Origin of the sequence: Mycobacterium sp. 1245805.9 (assembly GCF_001672915.1) — a bacterium.
Taxonomy (GTDB): Bacteria; Actinomycetota; Actinomycetes; order Mycobacteriales; family Mycobacteriaceae; genus Mycobacterium.
In genome coordinates, this window is sequence record NZ_LZKR01000125.1 from 41187 (window position 1) to 47668 (window position 6482).

Annotated in this window: 8 protein-coding genes and 1 pseudogene; 6 read left to right on the forward strand and 3 right to left on the reverse strand. The window is 68.2% G+C overall.

The window, feature by feature from the left end; translation table 11 throughout:
- Nucleotides 1–15 precede the first annotated feature (15 nt).
- Nucleotides 16–921 carry an alpha/beta hydrolase gene (locus A9X00_RS17415; RefSeq protein ID WP_067155895.1) on the reverse strand — a complete coding sequence of 302 codons (906 nt, stop codon included), beginning with the start codon at nt 919–921 and terminating at the stop codon, nt 16–18.
- An 86-nt stretch (nt 922–1007) separates the two neighbouring features.
- Here A9X00_RS17415 and A9X00_RS17420 point away from each other — a divergent pair, with 86 nt between their 5' ends.
- Nucleotides 1008–1664, forward strand: coding sequence for a TetR/AcrR family transcriptional regulator (locus A9X00_RS17420; protein WP_067155898.1), 657 nt, complete (start codon nt 1008–1010; stop codon nt 1662–1664).
- Nucleotides 1665–1685: 21 nt separating this feature from the next.
- Here the strand turns inward: A9X00_RS17420 and A9X00_RS17425 are convergent, their stop codons facing one another.
- Both A9X00_RS17425 and A9X00_RS17430 read right to left on the reverse strand, forming a co-directional pair.
- Complete coding sequence (locus A9X00_RS17425) at nt 1686–2114, reverse strand: hypothetical protein (protein ID WP_232006865.1); 429 nt, start codon at nt 2112–2114, stop codon at nt 1686–1688.
- Between the two features lie 76 nt (nt 2115–2190).
- Nucleotides 2191–3048 carry an SDR family NAD(P)-dependent oxidoreductase gene (locus A9X00_RS17430; RefSeq protein WP_067155901.1) on the reverse strand — a complete coding sequence of 286 codons (858 nt, stop codon included), beginning with the start codon at nt 3046–3048 and terminating at the stop codon, nt 2191–2193.
- Nucleotides 3049–3141: 93 nt separating this feature from the next.
- Between A9X00_RS17430 and A9X00_RS17435 the strand changes: the two genes are divergently transcribed.
- The 5 genes and pseudogenes from A9X00_RS17435 to A9X00_RS30825 all read left to right on the forward strand — a co-directional run.
- Nucleotides 3142–4212, forward strand: a complete 1071-nt coding sequence (locus A9X00_RS17435) for a dihydrodipicolinate reductase (RefSeq protein WP_067155904.1) — start codon at nt 3142–3144, stop codon at nt 4210–4212.
- Nucleotides 4209–4700: a VOC family protein gene (locus tag A9X00_RS30015; RefSeq protein WP_255363082.1), complete on the forward strand. Its 492-nt coding sequence runs from the start codon at nt 4209–4211 to the stop codon at nt 4698–4700. The genes A9X00_RS17435 and A9X00_RS30015 overlap by 4 nt, the downstream gene beginning before the upstream one ends.
- Nucleotides 4697–5470, forward strand: a complete 774-nt coding sequence (locus tag A9X00_RS17445; RefSeq protein WP_067155907.1) for an SDR family NAD(P)-dependent oxidoreductase — start codon at nt 4697–4699, stop codon at nt 5468–5470. Before A9X00_RS30015 ends, A9X00_RS17445 begins: the two co-directional genes overlap by 4 nt.
- Entirely contained in the window at nt 5467–6072 is a 606-nt protein-coding gene (locus A9X00_RS17450) for a TetR/AcrR family transcriptional regulator (protein ID WP_067155910.1), read from the forward strand. Before A9X00_RS17445 ends, A9X00_RS17450 begins: the two co-directional genes overlap by 4 nt.
- Nucleotides 6069–6236: pseudogene (locus A9X00_RS30825) on the forward strand (dihydrodipicolinate reductase); the annotation flags it as partial. The gene A9X00_RS17450 and the pseudogene A9X00_RS30825, both read left to right, overlap by 4 nt.
- Nucleotides 6237–6482 lie beyond the last annotated feature (246 nt).

Below are 6482 nucleotides of genomic sequence, written 5' to 3' on the forward strand. Positions count from 1 at the left end.
TTGGCCCGCAACGCATCAGCGGCCCGAGACACCCAAGTGCTCCCGCAGGAAGTCGGTCTGATCGGCGAGCAGTTCGCCCAGCAGTGGCGAATGGTAGATCTGGAAGTGATCACCGTCGTAGTGCCGAACCACGCCGCGGGGCGCGGTACGCGCGACGTCCTCGGCATGGCGTGGGTCCATCAGGGTCTCCCGCTGCGATACGCAAACCAGAAGCGGCGCTGCGATTTTCGCCGACCGCCGTTTCGCGCTCGCGAACGCGACGCCAATGACGTCCGCGGCGGCGATGCGGTTATCGAAGGTACAGCCGGGCGGAACGGTCGAATACCACCCATCCCGCGCCCTTGCGACGGTGACCGCGGCCCGGCTTCCGGGGTTGCCGACGATGGGGACATACTTCCGGCCGCTTCCGAATGCGCGGCGGAGGGCGTCGCCTGCGATCGCCGGCGCCAGCGCCACCACGGGCCGAAAGCCGTTCCGGCGCAACGTTGCCGGCCCGTGCACGATCGGACACTGCACAACCACGGCGGCGACGTCGGCGCGCCCCGCGGCCACCTGCAGCACGTGCAGCGCGCCCAGGCTGGTGCCCCACAGGCCCGCCCGCGCCGGGTCGATGCCGTCGTGGTTGCGCAGGTGGGCCAGCGCCGCCTCGACGTCGCGGCGATGGCGACGCATGCCGAACTGCTGGCGGGGTTCGCCGTCGGATTCGCCGGTGTACCGGTAGTCGAAGGCCAAGGTGGCGATCCCGGACGCGGCGAAGTGCTGTTCGTATTGCGCCATCAGCATGCCGTGGGTGGCGCCCAGGCCATGGGCGAGCACAACGCCGGGATGGGGGCCGGAACCCGCGGGCAAGGTCAGCCAGCCCGCGCAGCGGGCGCCGTCCGAGGCGAAGGACACCCGTTCGGTGTCGGCGATAGCCGCCATGTGCGATCCTTCCGGGAATACGTACGACGTACGTTTTGTACAATACGTACGTCGTACGTGTCAACTGTTGGCGGAGGAGGCTCGGCATGCGGGCGCGATTCACCATCGACGAGGTAAGGGCAAAGGCGATCGAGATCGTCGACCGCGACGGGCTCGCCGTCCTCAGCATGCGATCGCTCGCGGCCGCGCTGGGCACCGGCCCGATGACCCTCTACAACTATGTGAAGGATCGCGAGGAGTTGGAGGGGCTCGTCGCGGAGGCGGTGCTCGCCGACGTCGACCTGCCCCGCCCGTCGGCCGATTGGCTCGCCGACGTCAAATCCATTGCATTGGCTATCTGGCGGACCGTGCGCCAACACCCCAACGCGGCGCCGCTGGTCCTCACCCGTCGCACGGTCTCGGCCGCGGGTTACCTTCCCGCCGAACGCCTTATCGAAGCACTCAGCCGCGCGGGCCTGGGCGACCTCGATCGACTCGCGGCCTTCCGGGGCGTGCTCAGCCTCGTGATGGGCGCTACCCAAGTGGAATTGGCCGGCCCGCTGCCGACGACCGGGCTCGCGGGCGGCCGGGACCAGGTCAATACCGAGCTGGCTCAACGGATCGGGCATCTGGCCCGTACCGACCACCCCCACATGGCCGCACTGGCCGAGACAAGTCAGCGCTCAACCATGGCGGCAGACTTCGACCGGGCGATCGACATGCTGCTCGCCGGCATCCGAGCCCGTTCCTGCGACGTCGAATAGGGCGGTGAGCCGGGACGAGCGTCACCCGACGGGCGTAATCCCCGCGTTGGAGATGGAAAAGCCGCGACCTGACGTCACCTTGCAGGTGATGCCGCTTGCCTCCGACCGACAGCCGAACGGGCCGAGCCACGCGGTTTGGCCATAGGGCAGGGTGGGCGTGCCTTCCCCTGCGTTGCCGAGACAGGATTCTCCCGTGCAGCTCTTGAACGTCCCGTCGGGGGACAGATGTACGGACTGTGGCGGCGACGTCGTCTGGCAATACGCTTCGTCGGGTATGTCGCGGCCGCGCTGATAGTCGATCTCGCAGCCGATGTTGCGTGACGGGGACAAAAAGGAACACCATGTCTGGCTGCAGACCGGATTGTCGGCGGCGGCCCGGGGCGCCCCGACGCACCCGACCACGACGAATCCCAGTGCGGCCCCCATTGCGGCGGCGAATGTCCGATGCACGGTGCCTCCCCAGGCTTCGCCGAACCGTCGGCGTGTCCGGAAAGTAGCAGATCGACGCCGGTCGAAGTGGCGATTCCTACAGCAGATCGGTGATTGTCTTCAGGCCTGCGTCGTAGAGGACGCCGGGCAGCATGCCGCCGTCGCATTCGATGGTGGTTCCGTTGACAAAATCCGCGTCGCCGCCGGCCAGGAACACGCAGACGCGACCCACCTCGGCGGGTGCCCCAGCGCGGCGCAACGGCACTGCGGCGAAGTACTTTTCCCCGGTCGGGTCGTCCTTGGGCAACACGAACGACCGGAAGTTCTCGGTCATCGTCGGGCCCAGGGCGACGCAGTTGACCCGAACCTTCGGCCCCCACTCCTCGGCCAGCGACCGGGTGAGATGGTTCAGCCCGCTCTTGGCGGCGCCGTAGGAGACCAGGGTCGGCGATCCGGCCGGGTGTCCCGCACCGCTGGAGATGTTGATGATGCAGCCCACGCCGTCCTGGGTGCGCATCTGCCGGTACGCGCGGATCGCGAACCACAGCGGGCTGATGAGGTTCATCTGCACCGCGAAGGAGTGAAACAGCGCCGTGCGCTCGTAGTCGTCGTCGCTGTCCGGTGCGCCCTGAATGCGCGCGACGAGTGGGGGAATGCTTTCGGCATGCGGTGCCGGCACGGTGCCGCCGGCGTTGTTCACCAGGAGGTCGATGCGCCCGTGGGCGGCCACGACGTCGGCGACAAATGAGTCGATCGAGCGGTAATCGCCTTGGTCGCAAACCTTCTGGGATGCGCGAGTCGTCCACTCGGCTTCGATGCCCGGGATGGTGTCCAGGGGCGAGCGCGAGCAGCCGACGACCGTGGCGCCGGCGCGCAGCAATTCGTGCGCGATGCCGACACCGACGCCGCGGCTGGTGCCGGTGACGATCGCGACCTTGCCGTCGAGTACGCCCATCGCCCGCCTTCCCTGCTTCATTGACAGTGACTGTCAGCGGGTCATACTGTGCCATTTCAGTCGTCGGCGTGTAAAGCACTCGGGAGGTCACAGGTGAGCATTCGGGTCATCCAATGGGCGACCGGGGGCGTCGGCAAGGCCGCCATCGCATGCGTGCTGAATCATCCGCAGCTCGAACTCGTCGGCTGCTGGGTGCACAGCGCCGGCAAGGACGGCGTCGACGTGGGCGAGATCATCGGGTCTTCGCCCCTGGGTGTCGCGGCGAGCACCAACGTCGACGACGTGCTCGGCCTCGACGCGGATTGCGTCGTGTACAGCCCGCTGGTCCCCAACGACGACGAGGTCCTGGCGATCCTGCGGTCCGGCAAGAACGTGGTCACCCCGGTCGGCTGGGTCTACCCCGACCTGAGCAATCCGCGCCACCAGGCGATCGCCGACGCAGCGCTCGAAAACGGTGTGACGCTTCATGGTTCGGGGATCCACCCCGGCGGCATCACCGAGCGATTCCCGTTGATGCTGTCCTCGCTCTCCTCGGCGGTCACCCACGTGCGCGCCGAGGAGTTCTCCGACATCCGCACCTACAACGCCCCGGACGTCGTGCGCCACATCATGGGATTCGGCGGCACGCCCGAGGAAGCGATGCAGGGACCCATGGCCAGCCTGCTCGAGGCGGGCTTCAAACAGTCGGTGCGAATGGTGGCTGACCACATGGGATTTCGCATCGAGCCGAACATCAGGACCATCCAGGACGTCGCGGTGGCGACCTCCGACATCGACTACGCCCCCTTCCCGATCACCACGGGAAAGGTGGCAGCGCGCCGGTTCCGCTGGCAGGCCCTCGTCGACGGCGAGCCTGTCATCACCGCCGCGGTCAACTGGCTGATGGGCGAGGAAAACCTGGAACCGGCCTGGAATTTCGGCGGGAGCGGCGAACGCTTCGAGGTCGAGATCACCGGCGACCCCAGCGTCAGCCTCACCTTCAAGGGGCTGCAACCGGAGACGATCGCCGAAGGGCTGGTAAAGAATCCGGGCGTGGTGGCCACGGCCAACCACTGCGTCAACGCCATCCCCGACGTCTGCGCCGCTGAGCCGGGCATCAAGACCTACCTCGAGCTGCCGCTGTTCGCCGGGCGTCCCGCACCCGATCTCGCGGAAAAGCCGTGACCGCGCTGAACGACGTGTCGTTCTGTCACCTGGTCGTCGGGGTGACCGACATGGACCGCGCGCTGGCGTTCTACCGCGACACGCTCGGCATGGACGTCGTCTTCGAAACGCTGATCTCGGGCGAGCCCTTCGATGCCGCACTGCACGCGAAGCGAAAGCAGGAGGGTCGGGTGGTCGGCGGCCTGCTGGGCGGGCTGATGGTCGAGCTGCTTTCGCTCGGCGCCAAACCCGACGAGAAGCAGCGCCGGGGCATCACCGGCATCCACAACGTGTCGCTGCGGGTGCCCGATCTCGACGACGCCCACCGCCGCATCGCCGCCGCCGGCTACCCGCCCGACCAGGAGCCGTTCGAAATCGGCGGGGTACGAATGTTCTTCGTCAAGGACCCCGACGGGACACCGGTCGAGTTCATCGAGCTGCCCGACGGCGCGCGCAGCACCTACGAGATGCACCGCGGCGTACCGCTGCAGCTGGGGCCGGAACGATGAGCTACTCGCACCCCGACTCGATGCGGGGCCACGCCGCGATCGTCACCGGCGCCGCGCAGGGCGTCGGCAAGGGCATCGCCGCGGCGCTGCTGGAACGCGGCGCGTCGGTGCTGCTGGTCGACATCCAGGACGAGGTCCTGAACGCGACGACCACCGAGCTCAAGCAGATCGGGCGCGCCGAACAACTGGTCGCCGACCTGCGCGACCCGGCCAGCGCGCCGCGGATCGTGGCGGCCGCGGTCGAAGCGTTCGGCACCGTGCACGGCCTGGTCAACAACGCCATCGCCACCAACGAGCCCAAACGATTCGTCGACATCACCACCGAGGACCTGGCGCTCGGATACGACGTCGGGCCCCGGGCCACGTTCCTGCTCATGCAGGCCGTCTACCCGCTGATGGTCGAGGCGGGCGGCGGCTCGATCGTCAACCTCGGCTCGGGCACCGGCACCGGCGGCGAACCCAAGTGGGGCGGTTACGCCGCCGCCAAGGAAGGCATCCGCGGGCTCTCGAAGGTTGCCGCCCTGGAGTGGGGGCGCGACAACATTCGCGTCAACGTCATCTGCCCGTTCGCCGAGTCCGACGGCGTCAAAGCGTGGAAACAGTTCGCGCCCAACGACTATGCCAAGGCCGTCGCGCGGGTGCCGATGAAGCGCATCGGCGACGTCCGCACCGACGTGGGCGCGCTGGTGGCGTTCCTGCTTTCCACCGACGCGACGTTCATCACCGGCCAGACGATCCAAGTCGACGGCGGGATCGGCAGCTTCCGGTGAGCCAGTCGTTGCGGGAACGACAGCGCGCCCAGATCCGCGCCGACATCCGGCGCGCTGCGTTCCGGCTGTTCATCGAGCGCGGCTACGACGCCGTGACGACGGAGGAAATCGCCTCGGCCGCAGGCGTTTCCCCGCGCACCTTCTTCCGGCACGTGCCGACCAAGGAGGAGCTGCTGCTCGCCCCGCTGCGCCATGGCGGCGCCGCGATCGTCAGCATGCTCGAGGAGCGGCCCGCCTCCGAATCACCCGACGTCGCGTTGGTCAACGCGATCGTCCTCCGCACCCGGTCGTTCGATCCGGCCGACTGCGACCAGTGGCGCGAGGCGTTGCTGGTGGCCCCTCATCTGCTCGACAAGGTCACGCTGCACACACCGGCGGACAAGGAGCGGGCGACGAAGCTGATCGGCGAGCGCATGGGGGCCAATCCCGACGCCGACATCCGGCCGGGCCTGCTGGTCCAACTCGGCTTCGCCGCGGGCGATTTCGCGTTCCAACAGTGGGTCCGCCAGTCCAACAAGAAACCGCGCCCGCTCGACCGCTACGTCACCGACGCCGTCGAGGCCATCAAGAGCCCGCACTGGAGAAGGAAGCCGAAATCGTGAACGACACGTACAAGGTCGCGGTGTGGGCCACCGGCGGGGTGGGCAAGTACGCGATCCGGACCATCGCCGACCGGCCCAACCTCGACCTCGTCGGGGTATGGGTGCACTCGGACAGCAAGAACGGCAAGGACGCCGGCGAGCTCGCGGGCATCGACCCGCGCGGGTAGACCAGTCCCGGTATCGCGGTCGTGACGACATTCTTTCCGGCGGACAGGATTCGGCACAGGTCGCCGATCGCTTCCTTCATTCGTGGCGGCGCCGGAGCCGCGTAGACGACGCAGTCCGCGTCGCCGCCGAGGATCGCCGACTCGTCCTGGGTGGCGGCGACGCCGAGCGGGTCGATGCCCGCGAGCTCGCCGGCGTCCTTGCCGTTCTTGCTGTCCGAGTGCACCCATACCCCGACGAGGTCG

What these genes read in the sequence shown, in the direction of transcription:
- A9X00_RS17430 (WP_067155901.1), bottom strand. Translation starts at nt 3,048, where the DNA reads ATGGGCGTACTCGACGGCAAGGTCGCGATCGTCACCGGCACCAGCCGC.
- A9X00_RS17420 (WP_067155898.1), top strand. Translation starts at nt 1,008, where the DNA reads ATGCGGGCGCGATTCACCATCGACGAGGTAAGGGCAAAGGCGATCGAG.
- A9X00_RS17445 (WP_067155907.1), top strand. Translation starts at nt 4,697, where the DNA reads ATGAGCTACTCGCACCCCGACTCGATGCGGGGCCACGCCGCGATCGTC.
- A9X00_RS17415 (WP_067155895.1), bottom strand. Translation starts at nt 921, where the DNA reads ATGGCGGCTATCGCCGACACCGAACGGGTGTCCTTCGCCTCGGACGGC.